This is a genomic window from Corynebacterium poyangense (assembly GCF_014522205.1).
GTDB lineage: Bacteria > Actinomycetota > Actinomycetes > Mycobacteriales > Mycobacteriaceae > Corynebacterium > Corynebacterium poyangense.
Genome location: NZ_CP046884.1, coordinates 401,574 through 426,572 on the forward strand (window position 1 = coordinate 401,574; position 24,999 = coordinate 426,572).

Consider the following 24,999-nt stretch of genomic DNA (forward strand, 5'->3'; position numbering starts at 1 on the left):
CTTGAAGGCTAATAAGAGTGTGAAGGATGGACATGAAAAGGGTGGATAAGGCGCCGTGCGTCGAACTAATGGTTCGTCCACAATGCGGATCCTGCCACAGGGTCGCGGAGCAAATTAAACCCGTGGTGGAAGAAGCCGGGGCGAGGTTGAGCATCCTTAATGTTGAGGATGATATTCAGCTCAACATGGAATACGGAGATCGGGTTCCGGTGGTGGTGATCGAGGGGGAAGAATTCGCTTGCTGGGAAGTAGACAACGATGAGTTAGCCCAGGCTTTGTTGAGCATACATTCTCCGGGCGCTAGCGTAGATAGAACATAAGAATGCCCCCATAGGGGGTATTCCTTTGGATGAAACCGGGCGATAGGGAGGCCCGGTGTTCTCGTGCGCAGAGCAGAGAGGTGCAATGTGAGTGTGCTCGTAGTCGGGATGTCGCATCGGTGTGCGCCGGTAGCGCTCCTGGAACAGTTGAGCATGGATCAACCACTCAGAGAAGAGGCTGCCGCCATGATGGTGGCGCGCCCTTCACTGAGCGAGGCGATGATCATTTCCACGTGTAACCGCTTAGAGGTTTATACGGTCACCGCCAGCTTCCACTTTGGAGTTCAGGAAGTTGTTGAGGTGCTTCATGACATCAGTGGGGTAGATGAGGAAACTCTTCGTAGCTACCTTTATGTCCGCTATGCTGATGCCGCAGCGGAACACTTGATGGTGGTGGCTGCCGGGCTTGACTCCATGGTGATCGGGGAGCAACAAATCATCGGGCAGGTGCGCACTGCTTATCAAGAAGCTTCAGAACTGGGCACCGTCGGGCCGGCTCTTCATTCTCTTGCTCAAACTGCGCTGCATACCGGAAAACGAATCCATAGTGAAACATCCATTGATGAAGCCGGTGGCTCCATGGTGTCTTTTGCTTTGGAAGAAGCACTTTCCCAGATGAATCTTCCAGCCACGGCAGATCTCAACCAACCTTTTCACGGTACTAGTGCCTTAGTTCTGGGTGCTGGAGCCATGGCCTCCTTAGCCGCCACGCATCTCGGGAAATTAGGGATAAAACGTCTCATCATTGCCAACCGCACCAGGGAACACGCAGAACGCCTAGCTAAGCACGCGCGAGAAGCCGGAGTTAGCGCAGATGTCGTGGAGTTCGATGACCGTTTTTCCGTTCTCTCCCAAGTCGACATAGCTGTCTCTGCCACCGGAGCAGACCACTTCACCATCACCCAAAGCTCAATTCCTTCTAACCGCGCCCCCCACCTCATGTTGATTGATCTTTCTCTGCCACGAGATATCGATGATGATGCGGCTCTCTTGTCAGGGGTCCACTTGGTCAATATTGAACGGCTTCACCAAGCAATTGATAATCGAGATCATGCGCTGACCCCCAGCACTCAAGCAGCCTTCAAGATCGTCAGCGAAGAACTCGATAATTTCACCTCCGAACAGCGGGTACGTGATGTGGTCCCCGCTGTGGCGGCACTTCGAAAACACGCCAACGAGGTAGCAAATAATGAGTTGAAACGGCTGAAAAGCCGAGTCCCTGGGATGCCAGAAGCCGATTTTGAAGAAGCTAGCCGTGCCGTGCGTCGAGTGGTGGATAAACTCCTTCATGAGCCTACGGTGCGGGTGAAAAAGCTCGCCGCAGAATCCGGAATGGTTTCCTATGAATCCGCACTTCAAGAGCTTTTTGGTTTAGCTCATACCGCCACTGAATCACAGCGCTCTACCTCTGTGAAACTATCTCAATTGCCCGACGCTCGCGAAATCACCACTACCCCGGCAAGCGCCATCAGCACGGTGGGTGCTAGTTCCTCCGCCATCCATACCTCTACCATCAGGAAGGACAGCTAAGACCGATGGTTTCACGATCCTCTCTGCGCCTCGGAACCCGCGGAAGCAACCTAGCCCGTACCCAAACGGGGCATGTGGCCGCTGCGCTGGAAGCAGCTGGTTGTTCGGCCGAACTCACCATCATCACCACCGCTGGCGATGTCAATATGGCCCCGGTAGAAAGAATCGGTGTTGGCGTTTTCACTCAAGCCCTGCGTGAGGCGCTCCACGACGGGGAATGTGACATCGCGGTGCATTCCTTCAAAGATCTTCCATCAGCCCCCGATCCGCGTTTTCGGCTTGTCGTTCCGCACCGTGTGGACCCGAGGGAAGCCCTCATCGCTCGAGATGGTTTAACCCTGGAGCAATTGCCGCAGGGGGCGAAAGTAGGAACGAGCGCGCCTCGGCGGATTTCGCAACTGAAAGCCCTTCGCCCAGATCTTGATATTCGACCACTCCGGGGCAATATCGATACCCGGATGGGCAAAGTCCACAGCGGTGAACTCGACGCTGTGGTGCTTGCTTTTGCCGGGTTAAGTCGAGTTAACCTGGGCGATCAAGCAACTGAAGTCTTTAGCCCCCACGTGTTTCTTCCAGCTCCTGCTCAGGGCGCTCTGGCTCTGGAATGCCGGGCAGATGATGACGCCGCCCACTCGGCCTTGCTCCAACTTAGCGACCCGGAGGCAACGGCATGTACCACGGCGGAACGCGCATTCTTAGCGCATCTGGAGGCCGGCTGTACTGCGCCGGTGGCGGCCTATGCCACCGCGGATCAGGGGAATATCACCTTATGCGGAGGGGTTTTTGGGCTCGACGGAACCAAGCGCCTAGTTAGCAGCCGCACCGCACCCTCTCACAGCGCCGAGGACATGGGGCGGGAACTCGCTGCGGAACTCCTAGCCCAAGGAGCGGGGGAAATTCTAGGAAGTGACCGTTAATGGCTAACCTGCACATTACTGAACACGCTTGCACGGTGGAACTCAATTGGTGGGAGAAGCTCGCGGCACGTCGTTCCGACCTCACCATCCCGGTCCGGGTAGTGCGAAATGTGGAGCTTCTTCCCGATGTATCCGATGTGGTCGCAGAGTTGCGGAGAAGCCCCGGAATCAGAGTGTCAGGGCTCACAAGTATTGGAACTTTTTGGGCAGAAGATGGAAGTCGAAAAAAGACTTTTGCGGTCTGTCATGGGCGACGTGGCGGATTGCTATTAGCGCTGGAAGGCGCCACTTTTGATCAGATAGTTCTGTCCACAGATAGTGCTCGGCACTACTCGGCGCAACTGGCCCAATATATGGTGGACAATTAACTCTCGGTTTGGTCAGTTCGCTTCTGTGTTTTATGGTGTAATACCACATCCTTTATCCGCCTCGTGCAAGGGGGTCCGCAAACTCTGCGGGCTCCGGAGTGCTAGCGAGGCGGTTTCCCTTGGACGCGTATTTAGAAAAGATCTTCATGAGCAAGGACCCCCAGGTCGTTAGCGACCACGAGCCCGGATCTCAACCGGGCAAGGTCATCTTCGTCGGTGCCGGCCCCGGTAATCCCGACATGTTGACTGTGCGTGCCCGCGAAGTTCTGGCGAGCACTGCCCACGCCCTTTGTGACGCTGATGTACACCCCGCTATCCGGGAAATCGTCGGCTCGGCATTGCCTGTACCCCCGGAAAAGCTTGCGGCTGCTGAACAAGAATATGAACAGCTGTGTGCGGAGGCGAAGGCCAATGGTGCTCGCCGGAAGCCGCAGCGTCCAGCGCCGCCGACAGCTGCGGAAATCAGTGAAGTGGAGCCCGGCACCAAACCAGAACAGATCCTCCGGGATTTAGCGTCCTTGGTGGCTGCAGGCGAAGACGTCATTCGATTAGTAACTGGAAACCCTTTGAATCGGGAACCAGCGCTGGCAGAAATTGCCGCCGCTGGAGATGCAGGTCTCGAATTCCAGGTAGTGCCCGGAATGTCCTTGCCGGGGACCGTACCTTCTTTCGCTGGCATTGCTTTAGGTTCCACCTACACCGAAACCAATATCACCGAACCAGGCGTGGATTGGGAGCAGCTTGCTGCCGCCCCACAACCACTAGTGCTAGAAGCAAAAGCAGAGCACTTGACTGTTATTGCGGGCAAACTGTCGGGTGCAGGAATGCAGGCTGACACCCCAGTGACAGTGACCGTTAATGGCACTACCCGCTTGCAGCGCACACATGACTGCACCCTAGGAACTCTCGGGAAGCTCGATGCCGAATTGCCCGGCACTCTCGTGGTGACCTTAGGTAAAGGAGTCGATGATCGCACCAAATACTCTTGGTGGGAAAACCGGCCCCTGTATGGTTGGCGGGTGTTGGTACCCCGAGCCAAGGAACAAGCCGGCCCCATGAGTACCCGGCTGGCTAGCCATGGGGCAATTCCGCAGGAAGTTCCGACGATCTCCGTCGAGCCTCCGCGCAATCCCACCCCCATGGAACGTGCTGTGAAAGGCATTGTTGAGGGGCGTTATCAGTGGGTGGTATTTACCTCTGTCAACGCGGTTCATGCTGTCCGTGACAAAGTTGCGGAATTTGGATTAGACGCCCGTGCTTTTGCCGGAGTGCGCTTAGCCGCAGTTGGTACGAAAACAGCCGATGCCATCCGGAAACTAGGAATTACCCCAGAACTCCTGCCCTCACGCCACCAGCAAAATGCGCACGGCTTGGTTGAGGTATTCCCGGAATATGTAGAGGACCTAGACCCAGTCGGTCGGGTGCTGTTGCCCCGGGCAGACATTGCCAGTGAGGTTTTAGTCGAGGGAATCCGGGACCTAGGCTGGGAAGTTGATGATGTCGTGGCCTACCGCACGGTCAGGGCTGCTCCACCCAGTGCTGATATTCGAGACATGATTAAGTCAGGCGGATTTGATGCGGTATGTTTTACCTCCTCCTCCACGGTCCGCAACCTGGTAGGGATTGCTGGTAAACCCCACCAGCGCACCATCATCGCCTGTATCGGCCCCGCCACTGCCGCCACTGCCCAAGAAGTAGGTCTTCGGGTAGACGTGGTTCCCGAAGTCGCTGACATTCCTGCCTTAGTGGATGCTTTAGCAGACCATGTGGCAGCTCTCAGAGCCGCCGGGCAATTGCCGCCACCCCGGAAGAAGCGGCGAGTAAGGCGTCGAAACAATCCTGAGAAATAGGAGCCTATGATGGTGAGGCGTCGAGATACCTAAACCCCTGAAAGAAGGATTGTGGTGACTTATACCGATCATCTAAGAAGGCGCCCGCGACGGCTCCGCTCTACTCCCGCGATGCGAGAGATGGTGGCGGAATATAGTTTGCGTCCGGCAGATTTGATTTTGCCGGCGTTTATTGCCACGGGAATTGATGAGCCCCGGGAAATCAGCTCTATGCCGGGGGTGTATCAGCACACCACTGATTCCTTATTGGCTTTGGCGGAACAGGCATTAGAAGCCGGAGTCAAATGCATTGATCTTTTTGGTGTGCCCTTGGATGCGGACAAAGACGCCGAAGGGTCCCAATCCTGGGATCCCAATGGGGTGCTCAACCGGGGACTGGCAGCGTTGAGAAAAGAATTCGGGGATGAATTGATCCTGATGGCGGATACGTGCCTGGATGAATTTACCGATCATGGTCATTGCGGAGTGTTGGGGGAAAACCCCTTTGGGCGAAACATCGTCGATAATGACGCCACGTTGCCGCGCTATCAAAAAATGGCGGTAGCGCAGGCAGAAGCCGGGGCGCATATAGTTTCGCCGTCGGGGATGATGGATGGGCAAATAGCTGCTATTCGGGAAGCCTTGGATGAGGCAGGTTGGCACGAGGTAGCCATTATGGCGTACTCGGCAAAATACGCTTCCGCGTTTTTTGGTCCCTTTAGGGACGCAGTAGGTTCTTCCCTTCAAGGCGATCGTCGAACCTATCAACAAGATCCAGCGAACTTCCGAGAATCTCTCCTGGAAACCCAGTTAGATATTGACCAGGGGGCGGATTTCGTCATGGTCAAACCCGCCCTGCCGTATCTTGATGTCCTTCACGCTGTAGCGCAGATGTCTCCTGTTCCGGTGGCGGCCTATCAGGTTTCCGGGGAATATGCCATGATTGCAGCAGCGGGGCAACAAGGCTGGGTGGATCGTGATGCCATCATGATGGAATCACTCATGTCTATTAAGCGCGCCGGTGCTAACCAGATCCTCACCTACTTTGCTATCGAAGCAGCTCAACGTTTAGGTTAAACCGCAAGGAGAGATGACTCATCGTGAATCAGGGTAATGAGGCGACGCAGCGCCCAGAAGCAGTACAAGTTTTCACTCGCCTATGGGGCGCGGTGATATGTGCTGAGGTGCTGCATCAATTAATTAGCCTCATTATGGGTGTGCTGGATAGCAGCCAATTACGAGCCCAGCTTAAAAAGCAGGCCGCTGATTCCGCCTACACCATCCCTGAGCACATGTTTCCCCTCATCATCGCGCTGAGCCTGGGGATGATGCTGCTGCTGAGCTTACTCATTCTGGGCCTGTTGGGGTATTCGCTAACTCGAGTCCATTTAGCAACCAAATACGCCGCCATGGCCCACACTTTGCTGAGTTTTTTCGGGTTGTACTTCACCCTCCGAATGGTGCTGTTGTACTTCGCAAGTCCCCAAAGTTCGGTCCTGTCGGTGGGGTGGTATCTAGTTGATGGCAGCGTCCAAATCATCATTGGGGTCATGGCCGCTCTCACTCTCTATTTTGGTCGTAAAGAAGATACCTTGCGGTGGACCGGGGAGTGGCAGGCAATGGAAAATATGCGCAAGGGCGGAAAGTAGAAACCGCCATGGCTGATCCCACAGGTGAGTTACATGCCGCAATTGCTGAAGCTCGGCAGGCTGCCCGCGCTTTAGGTATTAGCGATTTTGATACTCCGACCAGTCTTGATTCTGGCGAGTTTAACCCCGATGCGGTGCGGAAACATTCTTTTAGCTTTGAGCTAGAAGGGCTGAACGATGCTCCTGGGATCAGTGACATCGAATCAGATCTAGAGCGTATTCCCGGCGTGAAAGCCAGAATTGTCTTTGCCGAACATCGGGCGTGGATTACTGCCCCGGAATCTGTAGGGCCGGACCAGTTAGCTGAGATCATGGCAAAACATGGGGTCATGGCGCGGCTTACGGAAGCCTCCTTGCGTCGACGCCTAGACCACCCCCACGGACTTCGTCCCCAACCTTCACGTCGGCCCCGGTTGCGGACCCTGAGGGCACGACGTCAAGCTGAGGAAACGCGTCGACTGATAGAACGCGAAAAGCGGGCTGGGCGGTTGCGCGCTGAAGCTATCCGACATTTGCTTCAGGATCCAGAAAGCCGAGATGTTTTATACACCGCTCGAGATTTGGTGACCATACCGCGGTTAGTTTTCTCCACGATCCTTGCTATCCCGGTAATCATTTTGCACTACGTCGTGGCTTGGCAATTTCCTGGCTGGCAATGGCTGTGTCTGGCCTTGGCCCTCCCAGTTGTGGTGTGGGGAGCATGGCCATTTCATCGCGCCATGCTTGGTGGTCTAAGGCGTGGTCTGAGTGCGCTCGACGCCTCAAGCTCGGTGGCAATCATCAGTGCGTGGCTGTGGTCGGCAGCTATGTTATTGTTCACTCCGGCCGGAGAGATCGGATGGCTCTCAAACCCTAAACTTTTTGCCTTTGACCAGCAGCTACTCATGGAAGGCGAAATCTATCTCGATGTCGCCTGCGGCATGACAGTGGTGCTACTAGCTGGGCGGCTTGCAACTCGACGCACCCGGCTGAGCCTGATGGATGACTTAGCCCAAGCCAAACCGGATCCGCAGGAGGAATACACTGTGGTGCACCGGAATCGGGCTACTGGGCGTCAGGAACCAGAAAAGATTCCGCTCCAAGAGGTCAATGTGGGTGATGACCTTATTGTTCCTGCTGGCCATATCATCCCCGTTGATGGCCGAGTGGTGGGCGGAAGCTCAACCGTACGTGCCGGCCTCATCGAAGGCCGGGGTGTGCCGCGTCGAGTGAAAGTCAATGATCACGTCTATGCGGGGTCTACGGCAGTAGATGGGGAATTGAAGGTAAGGGTTATCCGTACGGGGCATCTGACTCGTTCCGCCGTCATTCACCATTGGGTACGTGGCGCTACCCGACGCCAAAATAGGATGGCCTGGATTTCTACCACCTCAGCGAGTTGGCTTATTCCGGCTAGCTTAATAGTTGCTGTCGCAGATTTTGCCCTGTGGTACCTGATCAGTGGAAATATCAATGCGGCCTTCACTACCGCCTTGGCTATCTTGGCGTGTGTTGGTCCAGTGTCTTTAGCCCTGTCAACCTCGCTGGCGCTGAGACACGGTATTGAGGCGGCTGCGCGTCATGGGGTGCTACTTCGAGACGGTAACACCATGCGTCAATTAGCGGAAAGTGACATTGTCATTTTCAACCGGGTAGGCACGCTGGTAGAGCAGGAAATGTCAGTAGAAACGGTGACCGCTGACCACGGTGAGAACCCTGACTTAGTGCTGCGCATTGCCGGGGCATTGTGCATGGAATCTGATCACCCCTCCTCCAAAGCTATTGTTCATGCTGCACGGCACTCTCGTGACCACGGTGAGGGTGGGGATGATATTCCGCATTGGATTGAGGTCAACCATGTCTCCATCACTACCGATGGCACGTTCACAGGTATGCTCACTCTTCCCACCGCAGGGGGTGCTAATGATAAACACGTGGAAGCCTCCTTATGGCGTCCACGGACGATGGCTGATTTAACAGGCCGCTTAGCTGCAGCTGCGGTATCTGGGGGTACTCCCTTTATTGTCCGGTGGAAAGGTAAGGACCGGGGCGTAATCACCCTCAATGACATTGTGAAAGATGATGCATCCAATGCCATTGAAGATCTCAGTGATCTGGGGGTAGAAACCATGATGCTATCCCGCGACACTTACCCGGTGGCGCGCCGATTTGCGGATCGGATTGGGGTAGCAAGTGTTCTTGCCGGTATTGAGCCCAGTCGCAAAGCTATGGCTGTGCGCGCCGTACACGCTCGAGGTAACCGGGTAGCAATGGTAGGGGATTCCTCAGTACGGGAATGTCTTCACGTTGCCGATGTGGGGATCTGCGTGGTCGGAAAGCAGCCTCTTGCGGACTTAATTCGCTCAAACACCAGAGGTCTCGATGTGGTGGTGCTAAGAACCGATGTGTCAGCAATCCCGCAGACCATGGCATTAGCGCGACGCACCACTCGGCTTATCGAACAAAATATTTGGTTTGCGTGGTTTTATAACGTGGTTGCTATGGTCGCTGCCATCTCCGGGATTTTGCACCCCATGTTGGCCACCGTATTGATGATTAGTTCCTCGTTGTTCATCGAGTGGCGCTCCCGTCGTGCCCGGGTTTATTAGAGTTCTTTAAGATAGAGGACATGACTGCCCGCAGAAGGCTCCAAGATGCCCCTATTATCGATGCTGCTCGTGGCGAAACCCCCAGCCGAATGCCAGTATGGTTTATGCGCCAAGCTGGTCGTTCTCTTCCCGAATACCGCACAATTAGGGAGGGGATTAGCATGTTGGATTCTTGTTTCCGCCCGGACCTGCTTTCTGAGATCACGCTCCAACCGGTCCGACGTCACAACGTCGATGCAGCGATCCTCTTCTCAGATATCGTGGTACCACTCAAAGCTGCAGGAATCGGGGTCGATATTGTGCCCGGCCGTGGCCCGGTCATGGAATCTCCGGTACGTACCAAAGAAGATATTGTCTCCCTAGCGCAGCTTGACTCAGAAGTTATTGAAATTAGTGAAGGTATCACCCGCATCCTGCAGGAGCTACGCTCAGATCAGGCGCTTATCGGGTTCGCCGGGGCACCTTTTACTCTTGCCAGTTACCTCGTCGAAGGTGGTCCCAGCAAAAACCACGAACGCACCAAGGCATTAATGCATGCCGAGCCGGAGTTATGGCATCAGCTGATGGAAAGACTAGTCCCCAGCATCTGCGCTTTTTTGTGGACACAGATTGATGCTGGAGTAGACGCGGTACAGCTTTTTGATTCCTGGGCTGGATTCCTGAGTGAACGGGACTACCGAGAATTTGTGCTGCCTTATTCGCGCCAGATTTTTGATGAACTTCGCTCAAGTAACATCCCCCGTATCCATTTTGGCGTCGGCACAAGCGAAATTTTGGGTGCGATGTCCGAAGCTGGCGCTGAGGTCATGGGCGTTGACTGGCGAGTCCCCTTAGACCAAGCTGCGCGTCGGATCACTGAGGCTAGCGGGCCGAAAGTACTCCAAGGAAACCTCGACCCAGCCATACTCCAGGCAGGTACGCAAGTAATGCGCCAAGAAATAGCCCGAATTTGTGAGGAAGCTCGACGCGCCCAAGCTGAGCACACTGCGTGCGGACACATTTTCAATCTGGGGCATGGAGTTTTACCGAATACCGCGCCCGAAGCTATCACCGAAGCGGTAGAGATTATTCATTCCGAAGGAGTCTTTCACTAATGCGTTACGCCATCATTGGTGCTGGCCTGGCGGGATTGACTGCAGCCTATGAACTGCGCTGTCAAGACCCCTCAGCCACCATTGACGTTTTTGAAGCAACCGAACGCATTGGTGGCAAGCTCTTGACCGTGCCCTTTAACTCCGGGCCGGTAGATCTTGGGGCAGAAGCCTTTTTGGCACGCAACACCTCCGCCTACCAGTTTTTTAGCGAAGAGCTTGGGTTAACTACCGTCACACCTTCTGGATTACCATCCTCGGTCTACAGCCAAGGAACCCTTCAACCCCTACCTCATGCCGGAATGATGGGAATTCCGGCGACATCTGAGCCTATCCGGGATCTGATCAGCGCCGAAAGTGCACATCGGATTGACCACGAAACTGAGGGCAGCCCAATTATGTGGCGCCGGGGGCAAGACATGTCTGTGGGGCGGTTAGTCCGCCAGCGCTATGGCGATGACGTGGTTGATCGTTTAGTATCAGCTCTCCTCGGCGGAGTGTATTCCTGCTCAGCAGATGATTTAGGGATCCGTGCCACGATTCCGCAGCTAGCTGAGATCTTTGACGACATGTGCGACGCAGACGAGCCGATATTTTTATCCACGGCGATATCTCGGCTCTTGGAGCGTCGAGCTCAAGCGGCAGGAAGCGCCCAACAAGCCGGAACCGGCCAAGGAAGTGTTTTTGCTGCTTTCCCCGGTGGCTACGCCGACGTCTATGAAACCTTGGCGGAAAAAAGCCGAGCAGCGATCTATGTGGATGCGTTCCTCACCGGGCTACGCAGAAGCGAAGGAAAATATCAACTCATCGGGGCCGGCGAAGGAAGTTATGATCGAGTGGTCATCGCTACCCCGGCTCCTACTGCAGCGTTATTATTAGGCAGCATTGCTCCTGAGGCAGCCCACCTGATCAACACCATCAAATTAGCTGGGTCCGTCGTAGTGGGAATGAAATTTGATAGTGATAGAGGCTTACCCCACAATTCCGGAATACTCGTGGCGGCAGATCAACCAGGAATCCGCGCCAAAGCCTTTACCTTATCTTCTCGAAAATGGCCTCACTTAGCGAAACGCGGCGGTGCGGTGGTTCGAGCCAGCTTTGGCCGTTATCGGGATGAAGCCCTTGTTCGGGCAGAAGAAGATAACTTGGTGGACTATGCCTTAGATGATTTAGCGCAAATTACCGGCTTTGATGGGAGAAAAGCTGGACTTTCAGAAATCTATGTTCAGCGCTGGTTCGGTGGTATCCCGGTATTTGATGAACATATTCTGGCCACTGTTGCTGGGGTTAAAACAGCTCTTCAGGAAGTAGAAAACCTGGAAGTAACTGGGGCGTGGATGGCCGGAGTAGGAGTTCCAGCTGTGGTAGCTGACGCCCGGGCCGCAGCGGTGCGCTTGGCGCAAGGCTAAAACCCGGAGCGTATTAAGCGCCGGGTTGATGTGGAGATTCTAGTGCGGTGGTTAGCCTCGCCGGTGACAGATCATGGCAGAAAAATCATCTTCGCCGCGGCCTGCCTTTTGTTGCTCAGATAAAGAGCGGAGGGCGGCTTCTAAAGCGGGAAGTTCATGCTTGGAGCTTTGCACCATCAAGCGGGCGTCTTTGGCAATGGCATTGGTACTGAAATCCCCGCCTTCGGTGGAGCGCTCCCCGAGGACAAAGGGAGCTTTCATGATGCTGATAAAAGCTAAACCAGTTGAATCCAACATGGTTAAGATCTCAGAGTCTGTGAGATGAAAACTGCTGCCTAAGTCCAAAGCTTCGCGCAAACCCTCGGCACTAATGGCTAAGGCCAGATTCGCTAAGAGCTTAGCGGCCGCGGCCTTAGCTGCAGAATCTACTCCCTTGAGTCGTTGAGGATCAGCCCACGGGGATACGATCTCCAGCACTTGGTTGCGTCGAGCCGGATCGGAGGTGCCTACGTAGACCCCAAGCATTCCTTTGCGGGCTGGGCCTAAGGTTCCAACTACTGGGGCGTGAACATAGGAATCTACTGCAGCAGCAAATTCTTCAGCATCAGCGGGAGAAACGGTGGTCGTGTCGACCCAGGTGACTCCGGCGGGAATGAGCTGGGGAGAAATAATGACGTCACGGACTGTATCGGGGCCAAAAAGTGAAGAGATGATGATAGTAGCTTCGGCGACGGCGGCTTGGGGAGAGTCCGCTGCTTGAGCCCCTAGATCGGTGAGCGTGCGGGTGCGTGACGGGGTGCGGTTCCACACGGTGACTTCATGGTTGGGAAGAAGGTGCCGGGCGAGCTCAGTTCCCATCCGGCCGGTTCCAAGAAAAGCGATTTTCATGGACCCTACTGTGCCACAACTCCGAGACATCCGGGATGAGGTGAGCAGAAGTTGATCATTTACAATGGCTCCATGACTTCAGGCGACCTCACATCCGCGCATACTGGCCGTTCCACCGAATATTTTCATCACGCCCGCTCTGTGATTCCTGGGGGTGTTAATTCTCCGGTTCGAGCTTTTGGTTCGGTAGGGGGCCAAACCCGATTCATCCACTCTGCCTCTGGCTCTACCCTCACTGATGTTGATGGCAATGACTACGTGGATTTGGTGTGTTCGTGGGGGCCAATGATTCACGGCAACGCCCACCCGGACATTGTGGCAGCCGTCCGTGAGGCAGCTGGCAAAGGTTTGTCCTTTGGTGCCCCTACCTGGGGTGAAGTGGAACTTGCCCGCGCCATCATCGAACGCACTGCGGTAGAGCAGGTACGTCTAGTCAATTCCGGAACAGAAGCCACCATGTCGGCGGTGCGTCTAGCTCGCGGATACACCGGCAGATCCAAAATCCTGAAATTTGATGGCTGTTACCACGGACATGTGGATGCGCTTCTTGCTAGTGCTGGATCTGGGGTGGCAACTTTCGCATTACCGGATTCTCCAGGAGTCACCGGAGCTTCCGCCGCAGACACCATCGTTGTTCCTTACAATGACCTTGATGCAGTTCGTCAAGCATTCCAGGAACACCCTGGTGAGATTGCCGCGATTATCGCCGAAGCAGCGGCTGGAAACATGGGGACAGTAAAACCACAGGATGGTTTTAACCAGGAACTCAAAAATATTGCCCACGCTGATGGTGCACTGCTCATTCTGGATGAAGTCATGACCGGCTTCCGCACTTCCTACTCTGGTTGGTACGGGGTTGATGGGGTAGCAGCGGACCTAGTGACTTTCGGCAAAGTGGTCAGTGGAGGGCTACCTGCCGCAGCTTTTGGTGGTCGAGCTGAGATTATGGCTTACCTTGCGCCTGAAGGTCCGGTTTATCAAGCCGGGACCCTTTCCGGAAACCCAGTGGCCGTGGCGGCCGGTTTAACGTCGCTGACCTTGGCTGACCAGGATCTCTACCCACGCCTACACAAGAATGCGGACACTATTTCTACCCTCATCTCCGAGGCCCTGACTGAGGCCGGTGTGGCCCATCATATTCAGCGCGCCGCCACGATGTTCTCGGTGCGATTCGCTGAGGGAGAAGGCCACAATTTCGCAGCTATGAAAGCAGCCGATACCTTCCGCTACCCGGCTTTCTTCCACGCTCTCCTTGACCATGGAGTCTTCGCTCCGCCCAGCGTTTTTGAAACCTGGTTTGTCAGCAGCGCCTTGACTGATAGCGATTTTGACCGTATTGCCTCGGCTTTGGTTCCTGCGGCACAAGCAGCCGCAGCCGCCACTCCGGCTTTCTCGAAATAGCATTGAAGGAGCGCCTTTTTCACCATGAGTACCACCATCGTTCATCTGATTCGTCACGGTGAAGTGTTTAATCCGGACCGGATTCTCTACGGCCGGTTACCGGATTATTACCTGTCTTCTCGAGGAATCAGCCAAGCTCATCAGACGGCTGCTTCCCTCCGCGGACACGACATCACCTATGTGGTGTCGTCCCCGCTGGAGCGCGCCCGAGAAACAGCTGCTCCCATCTCAGAATTCAGTGGCGTAGAGGTGGTGGTTGATGAGGGAGTCATTGAGGCCGGTAATCGTTTTGAAGGATTGCGGGTAAAAAGCTGGCGGTCGCAACTTTTCCATCCCCGATATTGGCCCTTGCTCACTAACCCTACTCGGCCTAGCTGGGGGGAAGCCTATAGTGCTATTGAGTCTCGGATGATGGATGCGGTAGAACGGGCAAGAATAGCTGCTGAAGGTCATGAAGCAGTGATTGTGAGTCATCAGCTTCCTATTGTGTGTGTGCAACGTAGCGTGCAGGGTAAATCCTTAGCGCATAACCCGGCAGCTCGCCGGTGTGAATTGGCCTCGGTCACCTCACTGGTTTTCCGAGATGCCAAGATCATAGACATGATCTATACCGAGCCATCCCAGAGGATTTAGCCCATGTCACAGATTTTTCGAAAACTAGTGGGTGTGGCCGTAGTAGGCGCTCTGGCGTTATCCCTGGGCTCCTGCTCAGATAAGAACACCGCTGGGCATGATGCGGTAGCTATTGGTGGGCAATTCCAATTCCATAGCCCAGGCGGGAAAACAGAGATTTTCTATTCCGAAGATGAGCGGGAACCGGTGGGGAATGTCAGCGGCGATGATTTAGTGAACCCAGGGAAGACCATCAATTTGGATGACTATGCCGGCAAAGTGGTGGTGTTGAATGCGTGGGGGCAGTGGTGTGCTCCCTGCCGGGCGGAGGTTGATGATTTAGAGAACGTTCAAACAGAGCTCGAAAAATCTGGGCAAGGCACCGTGCTCGGTATCAATGTTCGGGATCATAACCGGCAAATCGCTCAGGACTTCATCAAAGACAATGACGTCAACTACCCCAGCATTTATGATCCTCCTTTCCTCGCCGCAGCTTCATTAGGCGGGATCCCTGCCTCAGTCATCCCCACGACCATTGTCTTAGATAAACAACACCGGCCTGCTGCCGTGTTTTTGCGAAGCATTACTGACAAAGAAATCCTTGATGTCGTGCGCCCCCTCCTGGAGGAATCCTAAATGGGGGAGATCCTCGCCAATACCGTCGCTTCCGGGCCTTTCCTCTTGGGGTTTTTAGCTGCAGCCCTGGCGGGCCTAGTGTCATTTGCTAGCCCCTGCGTTATTCCCTTAGTCCCAGGTTATATGTCTTATCTGGTGGGTATTGTTGGCGGCGAAATGGACTATTCGGGAAGCTATGGTCCTCAGGTAGCCCGACGCCGACTGTGGGCGGTGGTTGCGGCGGCACTGCTTTTTGTCCTCGGTTTCACCGTGATCTTCGTCCTTGCCACGGCCACCATTTTCGGCCTCATGAGTGTCCTCAGTCTGAATGCCGCCTGGTTGATGCGGGTAGGAGGCCTGATCACCATCGTGATGGGGTTGATTTTTATCGGCTGGTTCCCCGGGCTACAAAAAGATACCAGGTTTAGTCCTCGGCGCTGGACCACCTGGTTTGGTGCTCCTCTTTTAGGGGCAGTTTTTGCTCTCGGCTGGACTCCCTGTCTGGGTCCGACACTAGCTGCCATCATCTCCGTTGCTGTGGGAACGGAAGGGATGACCGCGGTGCGCGGAGTATTCCTGATTATCGGATACTGCCTAGGATTAGGTATTCCTTTCCTGCTTATCGCCGTCGGTGGTGGCACCGCTATGCGTGGATGGGATTGGTTACGTCGTCACTCTTATGTTTTCCGAATTATTGGCGGCGTGGCCATGATTATCGTGGGAGTATTACTCCTCAGTGGGGTATGGGAGTATTTTATTAGCTGGGTACGGCAATGGACCCTGAATTACGGCGCTACGCTGATTTAGACATCAAGAACACTAGTCGCCACGCTGCCGGCCTAGGGAAATTCCACAGACGTTGAGGAGATTCACGGTATGCAACTCATCACCATATGGCTAAAACGTGCCTGGAATTGGTTGACGAGTATGCGTACGGCGCTGGCATTACTCTTTGTCGCTGCTGTAGGGGCAATCCCCGGGGCATTATTGCCACAGCGAAACCTTAATGAGCAACGGGTCGAAGAATATATTGCCAATAACGGGACCATCGCTGAGATCTATGACAAGCTCCGGTTCTTTGATGTCTTTTCCTCTCCATGGTTTAACGCCATTGGAATTCTATTGGTGATTTCCCTCGTCGGCTGCATCATTCCCCGCAGTTGGGTGCACTATAAAGCGCTCAGAACTCCGCCTGTTCGCGCCCCGAAGCGCCTAGAACGGATGCCGCATTTTCAAGAGGGCGTGGTGGAAAAAAGCGAAGAAGACATCAGCGCTTTTATTAGACGTCGGCTCAAGCGGTGGCATCTCGCGGAGTATCAGCCCTCAGAAGATCGTGCCGGGAAACACTCCTTTAGTGCCGAAAACGGTTATATTCGGGAGTTTTTTAATCTGGTGTTTCACCTGGCTCTGGTAGCTATTTTGCTGACCGCCAGCGCTGGAAAACTCCTGACCTATGAGGGGCAAGTCATTGTCATTGCCGACGAAGACGGGGAAGGATCCACCTTTTGTAATACTTCTACCGCAAATTATGATTCTTTCCGCGGCGGGGCGTTATTCGACGGTACGGGGTTGGCACCATTTTGCGTCGCAGTCCATGACTTTACTGCGGACTATCTTCCTAATGGCCAGGCAGAAATGTTTAGCTCTAATATTTCTTATGCTTCGGGGGATCAGATTTACCAAGACCCCAGTACCTGGGCCACTCATTTGTTGCGGGTGAATCATCCCTTGCGGATTGCTGGGGATCGGGTTTATCTCCAAGGGCATGGTTTTGCTCCGACGTTTACTATTACCTGGCCAAATGGTGAAAAACGTACCCAAACTACTCAATTTAGGCCGGATGATCCGACGTTCTTCCTGTCTAGTGGAGCGGTGCGCTTTGATCCTCCGGCGGGGATGTATCCCAATTTAGCGGAGCGTCGGAAAAATCAAATTGCTATCCAGGGGTTATTTGCTCCGACAGCGCAGTGGGGTGGAGAAAAGGGGCAACTGCTTAGTTCGGCTTTTCCGCAGATGAAAGATCCCGCCGTAGCAATCGATATCTATCGCGGTGATAATGGCTTAGATACCGGGCGTGGCCAGGAGCTTTTTAGTCTCGATCAGAGTCTCATTCACACCGGACAGCTCCAGCGCATTGATCGCGTTAATCTCACCGCTGGGCAGGAAGTCACCCTCGATGACGGTACCGTGGTGCGCTTTGATGGGGCCAAAGAATATGCCAATATCCAGGTCAGCCATGATCCCACTCAGGTGTGGGTGTTGATCTCGACGGTGGTTGGTTTAGCGGCGCTAGTAGGATCCCTCCTGGTGAAGCGGCGACGGATCTGGGTGCGCTGTGAGCCCCTTGCGGAAGGCAAGGTCCAGGTGCAAGTCGCCGGGTTGGCGAGAACTGACAGCGCCGGCTGGGGCGAAGAATTCGATGATTTCGCCCGCGAGCTGCTGGAGTTGCCGGAGGAAACCTATGATGATGAGATTTCTTTGGCAGATGCTCATACTCGTGGGGGATAGCGCGGGGTGTAGCATCGAGCCCCAACAGAGGGGAGTCAATCAAAAGATGGAAAGTTTGCTTTGTTTCCTCCTTAAAGAGGGAGTAATCTTGCCACATGCGTGCCCCTCTTCTGCCGAGGAGCCCCATTTCCATCTGAGTCTCCTGATGAAGGTGAGTCCCCGCTATGCCCGTGAACCAATCCTTGTCAACGGCGTCTGATTTCTCTTTTGTTTCCACCTTTGTGGTGTACCTCGTAGCGCTGATAATCTCGTTGTTTTATTATGGCCGGATTCGCGGGATCATTGATGCCCGACGGGAAAATGGTCAACCCCAGCAAGTTCGTGAAGCTTTGCTGGTCACCGCGGGAGGCAGCGGCAGCGATACCACTTCTTCTCGCATTGATGAGGCAAAAGAGAGTTTCCATGATGCTCCAGATCTAGCAGCCCAAGAGGCGCGGGCGGAAAAACTCGGCGGAGCGCTTCAGAACCTAGTGTGGTTAGGAATTATCCTCCACATCGTTGCGGTGGTTCTTCGCGGCCTGTCTGTTTCCCGGTTCCCCTTCGGCAACCTCTATGAATACGTCTTAGTTATCACCGCATTTGCGATGCTAGGTGCGGCAGCTATTTTGGTGCAGCGGCAAGAATGGCGAGTGATCTGGTCGTGGCTTCTCACCCCGATCTTGGGCTTGCTTTTCTTCGGCGGAACTAAACTCTATGCGGACGCGGGTCCGGTCGTCCCCGCCTTAAAATCTTTTTGGTATCCCATCCACGTTTCCACAGTATCTATCGGCGCTTCCATCGGAATCTTCTCCGGTCTTGCGTCGCTCCTATATCTGCTGAGGATCTGGCAGCCCTACGGCAAAGAGCACGGCTTTATGGGTGGTATCGCCAAACCATTGCCCAGCGCTAAAACTCTCGACTTCCTGGCTTACCGCACCGCAATTTTCGCTCTCCCCCTTTTTGGGCTAGGCATTATCCTCGGCGCAATCTGGGCGGAACAGGCTTGGGGCCGCTATTGGGGTTGGGATCCTAAAGAAACCGTCGCTCTCATCACCTGGATCCTCTACGCCGCTTATCTCCACGCCCGCGCTTTAGTTGGCTGGCGTAAATACTGGGTGGCGTGGATCAACGTACTAGCCCTTGGTTTTATGATCTTTAACCTCTTTTTCATCAACATGGTGGTTTCCGGGCTTCATTCCTACGCCGGACTGAACTAACCCCACCAGCGATGCATTGAGGCTGGTGTGCTCGGGTCTCCTGCGGCAGTCCGTTACTTGAGGTAGCGTAGCCGCAAGGAGGCCTTAACCTATGTCCCAGGAATCAGCGCTATATCAGCCCTTCAAACTCGGAAATCTAGAATTAGCCAATCGGGTAGTCATGGCTCCGCTGACGCGGCTTCGGGCGGATCCCGATGGCACCCCCAATAGCCTCATGGCTCAATATTATCGGCAGCGCGCCGGGTGCGGGCTGATTATCAGCGAAGGAACCTGGCCGGTTCAAGAAGGTCGAACCTGGTCCACTCAACCCGGTATTGCAACAGAACAGCACATAGCGGGATGGCGGGCCGTTAGCGATGCCGTTCATGCTGAAGGCGGCAAAATCTTCATGCAGATTATGCACGGAGGTCGGATTTCTCACCCCCAGCTAAGCGGAAGTGGGCGCATTGTGGCCCCTAGCGCCTATGCCGCCCCAGGGATGATCCGATTACCCGATGGTTCCAAGGCTAGCTATCCCGTTCCACAAGCGCTGACTAGCTCAGAAATTCCAGAGATCATCAGCCAGTTTGCCCTGGGCGCGCGCAATGCTATGGAGGCTGGAATGGACGGCGTGCAGATTCACGGGGCCAATGGCTACCTAGTGCACCAGTTTTTTAGCCCCAGCACCAATGAGCGCAGTGATGTTTATGGCGGCAGTCCAGAGAATCGGGCTCGGTTTGGCGTCGAGCTCGTCAGGGCAGTGGCTCATGCCATTGGGGCGGAACACACCGCTATCCGGCTCTCTCCGGAACACAATATGCAGGGCGCCTTGGAAGAGGATCCTGAGTTAACCGCCCAGACATATACGTACTTCGCTGCGGAGATTTCCGACCTCCCGCTCAGTCATATTGAGGTGCTTCACCATGATCCGGACTCGGATTTAGTGCAAAATATCCGACGTGAATCCGGCGCCCCACTGATAGTGAATACTGGTTTCAATAACCCGAGTACCAGGGAAAGCGCGGAAAATTTGGTGTCTACCCAGGTCTGTGATGCGGTTTCGGTGGGGAGATATGTGATAGCCAATCCGGATTTGGTTCAGCGATGGCAAAATAAAAGGACTATAACTGAACCTGACACTTCCACTTTTTACATCGGTGGACCACGAGGATATATCGATTATCCCCGGATCTAAAAGGAGAGTGAATCATGTCTGGCCCTCGCCGGAAATTAGGCAAGCCCGCTGGCAATATCCCAGAGCTTTTGGCTCTGGGAGAGCAAATAGCGGAGTGTCGTCGAAGCCAGGGGCGGTTACAAAATGATGTCGCCGCAGATGCTGGAGTTTCTCGTTCCACCTTGCACACCATTGAGCACGGGGGATCGGGTGTACGTTGGGAAAAAATAGCAGCAGTTTGCAAAGCGTTGGGGCTCACTCTGAGACTAGAGGAGAATTAGTGCTCGTCCTCTGTCTTACCTGGTCTCTCTGAATCAGGCGGAGGAGGTGATTGTTCCGCCTCCTGTTGCTTCCGATGTTCCTCAGCTCGACGTCGCTTGAACTGCTCTTTTTCCAGTTTCCACAGAAACTCCGGATCATCATCCGGACCTTTGATGCGGTGTACCGGGGGAGTGGCAGCAGTGCGCTTCCAGGTCCCAGGGCCAAATGCTTTCCATAACAACACCGCAGCGACGATGATGAGTAATAGAATCAATAACCTTCCCACAAAAATCCTCCTTCTGGATACCTAGAGTACTCATCACTCCTAGTCGTGGGTTAGGCTCAGTCCCGTGACTACACAACAACCCCCGGCTGATCCAGATCCGCAGTTACGTCGCAAAGCCACCCGCGCCATTGTGCTTTATGGTTTGGCTCGACTTCTGCTCTTTATTGTGCTCACCGCCATTATTCAAGTGGTGGCCTACCTCATTAGCGCACCATTGCCTTTGGTGATGTCTGCCTTGCTAGCTTTGATTGTGGCTTTCCCCCTGTCTATGTTGCTCTTTCCGAGGATGCGGATGGATGCTACGGCCACTCTTGCTCAGTGGAAGCAACAAAGAAAAGACCAAAAAGAATGGGTGCGACGCGAACTTTCGCAGCGGTAGGGCGTCTAGGGGCCATAGAGCCAGGCGATGAGAAGCATGACTGGCAGCGCTAAGAAAGTAGTTAAAAAGACCGTGTCTCGCGCTACGATTATTCCTTTTTGATAGGTAGCGGCATAGTTATACACATTTTGAGCAGTAGGTAGTGCGGCTAATACCACGGCAGCATAGAACTCTATGCCGGTTAGTCCGACGGCCCAGGCGAGGATGCCGGCGATGGTTGGCATGATGAGAAGTTTCACGACGGTGGCGCAGAAGATTGCTGGGCGATATTCGGCGTGATCGAGGACCGTGGAATTGACGAGGGAAGCGCCAAAGCTGATGAGAATCAGCGGGATGGAGGCACCGCCGAGGATTTCGCAGGGGCGTAGGATGACTTCAGGCAGTTGCCAATGCATCAGGCAGAACAACACGCCGAGGAGAGAGGCCAGGACGATGGGGGTGAGGATGGCGGATTTTATGGAGCTGAGGACTGTTCGGAAAGAACCATGAGCGGAACCGGCGAGGGTGAGGGCCGCTAACATGAGTGGGGTGAAAAATATCAGTTGGATGACCAAGATGGGGGCGACATAGGCGCCGGTTCCGATAACGAAGATGCTGACTGGTAGGCCGATGTTATTGGAGTTGACGTAGCTGGCGGCTCCTGCGCCCATTGCGGTGGTGGCTAGATCGGTAGGGAAGAAGAGTCGAGAAAGCACCCAGAACAGTCCTCCGCTGAGGAAGGTGGCGAGGAAACTGACTCCGATAACCGGGGAGAACAACTCTTCTGGGTTGGATTGGGAGACAACAGAGAAGAGCAGTGCCGGGGTGGCGGCATAAAAGGCAACCCGATTAAGCATTAATCGAGCGTCGCCGGGGCCAATGATGTTTTTTCTAGCTAGTAGATAACCGGAGAAAATCACTGCCCCAATAATCGCAAAACCAGTGAGAACTCCTGACATAGAAGGTTAGTTTAACATGCCTAAATATAACCCAAGAGAATTAGCTAAAGACCATATCAGCATGGCTCTTCCGACGGTTCCAATAAGGGGAATGAGATCTTTCCCTGTTTTTCCGTGGCGCACCGGTGCTAAGGCTTGAATTGCGAAGGGTAAATAAACTACTCCCAATAAAGTCCACCACGTCGTAGAAACGCAAAGAAATACGGACATGAGGAGCGGCAGAAATACCAAGATAGCTAGGACTTTTCTGGTGCGTTGATCTCCTAGAATAACAGCAAGCGTAGTTTTCCCAGATTGAGAATCAGTGGGAATATCTCGCAAATTATTAGCTAAGTTAACGGCTGAAGAAATGCTTCCCACACCGATTGCTAAAAATAATCCAGCTAATGACACTTGGTGTGCCTGAGTAAATTGAGTTCCTAATACAGCAACTAATCCAAAGAAGAGGAAAACAGCTACTTCTCCTAATCCGTGATAACCATAGGGATGTTTACCTCCGGTATAAAACCATGCCCCGAAAATACAAGCTGCCCCAAGGAGGATAAGCCAGGGTGAGCTCACCAAGCTCAGTGTGATGCCGGCTGCAGCGGCTACGAGGAAGCACCCAAAGGCTGCTCGTTTCACTGTCGCGGGAGGAACTGCCCCACACGCAGTGAGTCTTAGTGGTCCGGAACGGTCGGTATCGGTGCCTCGGATCCCATCAGAGTAGTCATTGGCGAAGTTAACTCCTGCCACTAGAGCCCAGGCCACAATGAGCGCCAAGATGGCGCGCCACCAAGAAAATCCTCCTGTCCACCCAGCGGCTGCGCTTCCGGCAATAACAGGGGCGAAGGCATTGAGCCAGGTGCGAGGCCTAGCTCCGGCTAACCAGTGGGAAAAAGTCATGGACACTATTGTGCTCCTTGGTTGAGGTTTAGCAAAAGAAACCTGCTACTGCTTGTCGATCAATTTTCCCTGGTCCAGTCAATGGGAGCTGAGTGACTCTTCGTAGCTCCTTGGGAATTTGCCAGCGAGGAAGTTCACAGAGGTGTTCGTAGACTTCATCGGGGGTGGCTTCACCTTGGTAAGCGCCGACGATTCTTTGTCCTAAACGAGGATCCGGAACTCCTACTATGCATGCGGCAGACACCTTAGGGTGTTCCAGAATCTGTCTTTCTACTACCTCGGGGTGCAGTTTTAATCCCCCAGAATCAATGACGGCATCTAAGCGACCGTGAACGTGAAGAGTACCGGAAGAATCAATGACTCCTCCGTCGGACGTGGCAAACCAGCCAGGCTGGGCAAAAGCTTCGTGATGGGGGTGATTTCGGTAGCCGTGGGCAACCATCGGTCCACCCAAGAAAATTCTGCCTGCCTCTACTTTTAATCGTGCGCCAGGAAGGGGATGCCCGTCATAGACGCAGCCACCCGAGGTTTCCGAGGAACCATAGGTGCTGATGAGGTTAATCCCGAGATTGTGAGCGCTGCGACGCACGTCGGTCCTTAACTCTGCTCCTCCAATAAGGATGTGATCAAAAAGCCGGAGTGCTTCAATCCCGGAAAGACTATCGAGAGCTTTGAGTAACTGCATCGGGGTCAAGGCGGTGTAGCGCCGTTCCCCGGGGGTGGAGTCACACAGTTCTTGGGCGCTGCGCAGAAACTCTGGAATATCGAACCCTTGAGAAAGATCGAGGCAGAGCGGCTGAACGCCGGCAATGAGACTGCGAATCAGGACTTGAATCCCGGCGATGTGATGGGCAGGCATGGCTAAAAGCCAATTGCCTTCTCCACCGAGGACTCGGTGGGTAGCGTCGGCGGACGATACAAGATTGCTGGGGCTTAGCAAAGCGCCTTTGGGAGTGCCCGTAGAACCGGAGGTGGCTACGACTAGAGCAATATCGGAGTCAATCTGCTTACCTACGCGTTGGCTATTCCGGAGTAACATGGCCCGGCTGCGGTCATGATGCTCGTGGCCGCCGGGTAATGGCAAGAGTGTGCGTTGCCCGGCGATGGCCTGCTCTAAATCATCAAGGACAGCTTCTGGACAGTGGGGATTGATATATAAAGGTTCGAGCAGACGAGTCACGGGCTTTATCCTAAGACACCGCTGAATCTGATCTAGTAATAGAAGGGGAATTCCTCCCAGCGGGGTTCTCGCTTTTCTAAGAAAGAATCGCGGCCCTCTAAGGCTTCATCGGTCATATAAGCCAAGCGAGTAGCTTCCCCGGCAAAGACTTGTTGCCCCATCAACCCATCATCAACCAGGTTAAACGCGAATTTCAACATTCTTTGAGCGGTAGGGGATTTGCCGTTGATTTCGCGAGCTACTGCTATTGCCTCGTCTTCTAAGTCAGCATGGTCGGCCACAATATTGACGGCTCCCATCCGATGCATCGTCTCGGCATCATAGCTACGGCCAAGAAAGAAAATTTCGCGAGCAAATTTCTGCCCTACCATTTTGGCTAAATAAGCAGAACCATAACCGGCATCGAAAGATCCCACATCCGCATCGGTTTGTTTGAACCGGGCCTCTTGGCGCGACGCAATAGTCAAATCGCAAACCACGTGGAGGGAATGGCCTCCACCGGCAGCCCACCCATTAACCACGGCAATCACCACCTTGGGCATGGTTCTGATCAGGCGTTGGACTTCGAGGATATGAAGCCGTCCCCCTTCGGCTTTAGTCCGAGCTTCATCTACTCCCTCGGCCCCAGCAACTGCGTCATCATGCTGGTGACTCCGAGCGTACTGATACCCAGAGCGTCCTCGAATTCGTTGATCACCACCAGAACAAAACGCCCAGCCACCATCTTTTTCACTAGGGCCATTCCCGGTCAACAAGATGACCCCCACGTCAGGGGAACGTCGGGCATAATCAAGGGCCCGATACAACTCATCGACAGTGTGCGGGCGGAAAGCATTACGGACCTCCGGCCGGTCAAAGGCGATCCGCATAATCCCATGAGCGCGGCCGTCGCCGCGATGGCGATGGAACGTGATGTCTGTGAGATCCTCAAAACCAGGAACGGGAGTCCATAACTCCGGATTAAACGGTTGGCTAGTGCTATGCGTCATGAAGGCC

25 protein-coding genes are annotated in these 24,999 nt (G+C 54.3%); 19 read left to right on the plus strand and 6 right to left on the minus strand.

Annotated features, from left to right (window positions below; genetic code table 11):
• Positions 1–32 precede the first annotated feature (32 nt).
• The 10 genes from GP475_RS01900 (at position 33) to GP475_RS01945 (ending at position 11,701) form a co-directional block, all read left to right on the plus strand.
• Positions 33–320 carry a glutaredoxin family protein gene (locus GP475_RS01900; protein WP_187974977.1) on the plus strand — a complete coding sequence of 96 codons (288 nt, stop codon included), beginning with the start codon at positions 33–35 and terminating at the stop codon, positions 318–320.
• A gap of 87 nt (positions 321–407) precedes the next feature.
• The gene (locus GP475_RS01905) at positions 408–1,850 is read left to right on the plus strand and encodes a glutamyl-tRNA reductase (RefSeq protein ID WP_187974978.1); all 1,443 of its coding nucleotides are present in this window, start codon (positions 408–410) and stop codon (positions 1,848–1,850) included.
• A gap of 5 nt (positions 1,851–1,855) precedes the next feature.
• On the plus strand, positions 1,856–2,767 hold the full coding sequence (gene hemC, locus GP475_RS01910; RefSeq protein ID WP_187974979.1) for a hydroxymethylbilane synthase: 912 nt from the start codon (positions 1,856–1,858) through the stop codon (positions 2,765–2,767).
• Positions 2,767–3,135, plus strand: coding sequence for a hypothetical protein (locus GP475_RS01915; RefSeq protein WP_187974980.1), 369 nt, complete (start codon positions 2,767–2,769; stop codon positions 3,133–3,135). Before hemC ends, GP475_RS01915 begins: the two co-directional genes overlap by 1 nt.
• 146 nt (positions 3,136–3,281) lie before the next feature.
• The gene (locus GP475_RS01920) at positions 3,282–4,985 is read left to right on the plus strand and encodes a bifunctional uroporphyrinogen-III C-methyltransferase/uroporphyrinogen-III synthase (RefSeq protein WP_187974981.1); all 1,704 of its coding nucleotides are present in this window, start codon (positions 3,282–3,284) and stop codon (positions 4,983–4,985) included.
• Between the two features lie 54 nt (positions 4,986–5,039).
• Complete coding sequence (gene hemB / locus GP475_RS01925) at positions 5,040–6,041, plus strand: porphobilinogen synthase (protein WP_187974982.1); 1,002 nt, start codon at positions 5,040–5,042, stop codon at positions 6,039–6,041.
• Positions 6,042–6,064: 23 nt separating this feature from the next.
• Entirely contained in the window at positions 6,065–6,613 is a 549-nt protein-coding gene (locus GP475_RS01930) for a hypothetical protein (RefSeq protein ID WP_187974983.1), read from the plus strand.
• 8 nt (positions 6,614–6,621) lie between these two features.
• On the plus strand, positions 6,622–9,201 hold the full coding sequence (locus GP475_RS01935; RefSeq protein ID WP_187974984.1) for a heavy metal translocating P-type ATPase: 2,580 nt from the start codon (positions 6,622–6,624) through the stop codon (positions 9,199–9,201).
• Positions 9,202–9,221: 20 nt separating this feature from the next.
• On the plus strand, positions 9,222–10,295 hold the full coding sequence (gene hemE / locus GP475_RS01940; protein ID WP_187974985.1) for a uroporphyrinogen decarboxylase: 1,074 nt from the start codon (positions 9,222–9,224) through the stop codon (positions 10,293–10,295).
• Entirely contained in the window at positions 10,295–11,701 is a 1,407-nt protein-coding gene (locus GP475_RS01945) for a protoporphyrinogen oxidase (RefSeq protein WP_187974986.1), read from the plus strand. The genes hemE and GP475_RS01945 overlap by 1 nt, the downstream gene beginning before the upstream one ends.
• A gap of 51 nt (positions 11,702–11,752) precedes the next feature.
• On the opposite strand, the gene GP475_RS01950 is transcribed toward GP475_RS01945, so the two are convergent.
• On the minus strand, positions 11,753–12,619 hold the full coding sequence (locus GP475_RS01950) for an NAD(P)-dependent oxidoreductase (RefSeq protein ID WP_394367401.1): 867 nt from the start codon (positions 12,617–12,619) through the stop codon (positions 11,753–11,755).
• A gap of 42 nt (positions 12,620–12,661) precedes the next feature.
• Between GP475_RS01950 and hemL the strand changes: the two genes are divergently transcribed.
• The 8 genes from hemL to GP475_RS01990 all read left to right on the plus strand — a co-directional run bounded on the left by hemL (position 12,662) and on the right by GP475_RS01990 (position 20,355).
• A complete protein-coding gene (hemL, locus tag GP475_RS01955; RefSeq protein ID WP_187974988.1) occupies positions 12,662–13,990 on the plus strand; it encodes a glutamate-1-semialdehyde 2,1-aminomutase in 1,329 nt (442 codons plus the stop codon).
• Between the two features lie 24 nt (positions 13,991–14,014).
• Positions 14,015–14,623 (plus strand): histidine phosphatase family protein, encoded by a 609-nt coding sequence (locus GP475_RS01960; RefSeq protein ID WP_187974989.1) that lies wholly within the window; start codon positions 14,015–14,017, stop codon positions 14,621–14,623.
• A gap of 3 nt (positions 14,624–14,626) precedes the next feature.
• Entirely contained in the window at positions 14,627–15,238 is a 612-nt protein-coding gene (locus tag GP475_RS01965; protein ID WP_187974990.1) for a TlpA family protein disulfide reductase, read from the plus strand.
• The gene (locus tag GP475_RS01970; protein ID WP_187974991.1) at positions 15,239–16,024 is read left to right on the plus strand and encodes a cytochrome c biogenesis CcdA family protein; all 786 of its coding nucleotides are present in this window, start codon (positions 15,239–15,241) and stop codon (positions 16,022–16,024) included.
• Between the two features lie 69 nt (positions 16,025–16,093).
• Positions 16,094–17,725: a cytochrome c biogenesis protein ResB gene (resB, locus tag GP475_RS01975; protein WP_187974992.1), complete on the plus strand. Its 1,632-nt coding sequence runs from the start codon at positions 16,094–16,096 to the stop codon at positions 17,723–17,725.
• A 164-nt stretch (positions 17,726–17,889) separates the two neighbouring features.
• Positions 17,890–18,921, plus strand: coding sequence for a c-type cytochrome biogenesis protein CcsB (gene ccsB, locus GP475_RS01980; protein WP_187974993.1), 1,032 nt, complete (start codon positions 17,890–17,892; stop codon positions 18,919–18,921).
• A 91-nt stretch (positions 18,922–19,012) separates the two neighbouring features.
• The gene (locus GP475_RS01985) at positions 19,013–20,095 is read left to right on the plus strand and encodes an alkene reductase (protein WP_187974994.1); all 1,083 of its coding nucleotides are present in this window, start codon (positions 19,013–19,015) and stop codon (positions 20,093–20,095) included.
• Between the two features lie 14 nt (positions 20,096–20,109).
• Complete coding sequence (locus GP475_RS01990) at positions 20,110–20,355, plus strand: helix-turn-helix domain-containing protein (RefSeq protein WP_187974995.1); 246 nt, start codon at positions 20,110–20,112, stop codon at positions 20,353–20,355.
• On the opposite strand, the gene GP475_RS01995 is transcribed toward GP475_RS01990, so the two are convergent.
• Entirely contained in the window at positions 20,352–20,621 is a 270-nt protein-coding gene (locus GP475_RS01995) for a hypothetical protein (protein WP_187974996.1), read from the minus strand. The genes GP475_RS01990 and GP475_RS01995 overlap by 4 nt on opposite strands.
• 64 nt (positions 20,622–20,685) lie before the next feature.
• Here GP475_RS01995 and GP475_RS02000 point away from each other — a divergent pair, with 64 nt between their 5' ends.
• Complete coding sequence (locus tag GP475_RS02000; protein WP_187974997.1) at positions 20,686–21,000, plus strand: DUF4229 domain-containing protein; 315 nt, start codon at positions 20,686–20,688, stop codon at positions 20,998–21,000.
• 5 nt (positions 21,001–21,005) lie between these two features.
• Here GP475_RS02000 and GP475_RS02005 read toward each other — a convergent pair whose 3' ends face one another.
• The 4 genes from GP475_RS02005 to GP475_RS02020 are packed head-to-tail and all read right to left on the minus strand — an operon-like array spanning position 21,006 to position 24,992.
• Positions 21,006–21,938, minus strand: coding sequence for an AEC family transporter (locus tag GP475_RS02005; protein ID WP_187974998.1), 933 nt, complete (start codon positions 21,936–21,938; stop codon positions 21,006–21,008).
• 6 nt (positions 21,939–21,944) lie between these two features.
• Positions 21,945–22,823 carry a 1,4-dihydroxy-2-naphthoate polyprenyltransferase gene (locus GP475_RS02010; RefSeq protein ID WP_187974999.1) on the minus strand — a complete coding sequence of 293 codons (879 nt, stop codon included), beginning with the start codon at positions 22,821–22,823 and terminating at the stop codon, positions 21,945–21,947.
• Between the two features lie 28 nt (positions 22,824–22,851).
• The gene (gene menE / locus GP475_RS02015; protein WP_187975000.1) at positions 22,852–24,003 is read right to left on the minus strand and encodes an o-succinylbenzoate--CoA ligase; all 1,152 of its coding nucleotides are present in this window, start codon (positions 24,001–24,003) and stop codon (positions 22,852–22,854) included.
• 32 nt (positions 24,004–24,035) lie between these two features.
• Entirely contained in the window at positions 24,036–24,992 is a 957-nt protein-coding gene (locus tag GP475_RS02020; protein WP_187975001.1) for a 1,4-dihydroxy-2-naphthoyl-CoA synthase, read from the minus strand.
• Positions 24,993–24,999: the final 7 nt, after the last annotated feature.

Excerpts from the sequence above, each read along its gene's own strand:
- GP475_RS02005 (WP_187974998.1), bottom strand. The coding sequence starts at position 21,938 with ATGTCAGGAGTTCTCACTGGTTTTGCGATTATTGGGGCAGTGATTTTC.
- GP475_RS01950 (WP_394367401.1), bottom strand. The coding sequence starts at position 12,619 with ATGTCTCGGAGTTGTGGCACAGTAGGGTCCATGAAAATCGCTTTTCTT.
- GP475_RS01990 (WP_187974995.1), top strand. The coding sequence starts at position 20,110 with ATGTCTGGCCCTCGCCGGAAATTAGGCAAGCCCGCTGGCAATATCCCA.
- hemE (WP_187974985.1), top strand. The coding sequence starts at position 9,222 with ATGACTGCCCGCAGAAGGCTCCAAGATGCCCCTATTATCGATGCTGCT.
- GP475_RS01985 (WP_187974994.1), top strand. The coding sequence starts at position 19,013 with ATGTCCCAGGAATCAGCGCTATATCAGCCCTTCAAACTCGGAAATCTA.
- GP475_RS01945 (WP_187974986.1), top strand. The coding sequence starts at position 10,295 with ATGCGTTACGCCATCATTGGTGCTGGCCTGGCGGGATTGACTGCAGCC.
- GP475_RS02020 (WP_187975001.1), bottom strand. The coding sequence starts at position 24,992 with ATGACGCATAGCACTAGCCAACCGTTTAATCCGGAGTTATGGACTCCC.
- hemL (WP_187974988.1), top strand. The coding sequence starts at position 12,662 with ATGACTTCAGGCGACCTCACATCCGCGCATACTGGCCGTTCCACCGAA.
- GP475_RS01915 (WP_187974980.1), top strand. The coding sequence starts at position 2,767 with ATGGCTAACCTGCACATTACTGAACACGCTTGCACGGTGGAACTCAAT.
- GP475_RS01920 (WP_187974981.1), top strand. The coding sequence starts at position 3,282 with ATGAGCAAGGACCCCCAGGTCGTTAGCGACCACGAGCCCGGATCTCAA.
- GP475_RS02010 (WP_187974999.1), bottom strand. The coding sequence starts at position 22,823 with ATGACTTTTTCCCACTGGTTAGCCGGAGCTAGGCCTCGCACCTGGCTC.
- GP475_RS01900 (WP_187974977.1), top strand. The coding sequence starts at position 33 with ATGAAAAGGGTGGATAAGGCGCCGTGCGTCGAACTAATGGTTCGTCCA.
- ccsB (WP_187974993.1), top strand. The coding sequence starts at position 17,890 with ATGCCCGTGAACCAATCCTTGTCAACGGCGTCTGATTTCTCTTTTGTT.
- GP475_RS01965 (WP_187974990.1), top strand. The coding sequence starts at position 14,627 with ATGTCACAGATTTTTCGAAAACTAGTGGGTGTGGCCGTAGTAGGCGCT.
- resB (WP_187974992.1), top strand. The coding sequence starts at position 16,094 with ATGCAACTCATCACCATATGGCTAAAACGTGCCTGGAATTGGTTGACG.
- GP475_RS01935 (WP_187974984.1), top strand. The coding sequence starts at position 6,622 with ATGGCTGATCCCACAGGTGAGTTACATGCCGCAATTGCTGAAGCTCGG.
- GP475_RS01970 (WP_187974991.1), top strand. The coding sequence starts at position 15,239 with ATGGGGGAGATCCTCGCCAATACCGTCGCTTCCGGGCCTTTCCTCTTG.
- hemC (WP_187974979.1), top strand. The coding sequence starts at position 1,856 with ATGGTTTCACGATCCTCTCTGCGCCTCGGAACCCGCGGAAGCAACCTA.
- GP475_RS01960 (WP_187974989.1), top strand. The coding sequence starts at position 14,015 with ATGAGTACCACCATCGTTCATCTGATTCGTCACGGTGAAGTGTTTAAT.